Raw genomic sequence first — 813 nt, forward strand, 5'->3', positions numbered from 1 at the left:
GGGTCGGCAAGACCGCGCTGGCGCTGCACGTGGCGCACCGGGTCAGGGACGGCTACCCGGACGGCCAGCTGTACGTGGACCTGCGCGGCTCGGACCCGGTCCCGGCCGATCCGGAGGCGGTGCTGAGCGGCTTCCTGGTGGCGCTCGGGGTCCCTGCGGACGCGGTGCCGGACGGGCTGGACGCGCGCTCGGCGCTGTTCCGCTCGGTGGTGGACGGCCGGCGGCTGCTGCTCGTCCTGGACAACGCCAAGGACGCGGCGCAGATCCGGCCGCTGCTGCCCGGGGCGGAGGGCTGCGCGGTGCTGACCACCGGCCGCACCCGCCCGGCCGGGCTGCCGGCGACGGTGCAGGTGGACCTGGACGTGTTCCAGCCTGAGGAGGCGCTGGACCTGCTCGGCCGCACCATCGGCGCGGAGCGGCTGGCGGCCGAACCGGAGGCCGCCCGCGAGCTGGTGGTGGCCTGCGGGCACCTGCCGCTGGCGGTGCGGATCGTGGCCGCCCGGCTGGCCGCCCGGCCGGGCTGGACGGTGGAGACCCTCAGCCGCCGCCTCCAGGTGGAGCGGCGGCGGATCGACGAACTGCGGATCGGGGACCTCGCGGTCGCGGCGGCCTTCGAACTGAGCTACCGCCAGCTGACCGCCGACCAGGCCCGGGCGTTCCGGCTGGTCGCCTCGGTGGACGGGCCCGACATCGGCCTGTCGGCCGCGGCCGCGCTGCTGGACCTCGACGCGTACGACGCCGAGGACCTGCTGGAGGCGCTGGTGGACGTGGCGATGGTGGAATCGCCGTTCCCCGGCCGGTACCGGTACCACG

The 813-nt window shown here is 76.5% G+C and carries 1 protein-coding gene; it reads left to right on the forward strand.

The genetic code is table 11. From position 1 onward, the window contains the following. The coding region (locus BI06_RS30150) for an NB-ARC domain-containing protein (protein WP_043472771.1) at positions 1-813 on the forward strand (813 nt) is incomplete at both ends.

This window comes from Kitasatospora sp. MBT66 (assembly GCF_000710405.2).
Classification (GTDB): Bacteria; Actinomycetota; Actinomycetes; order Streptomycetales; family Streptomycetaceae; genus Kitasatospora; species Kitasatospora purpeofusca.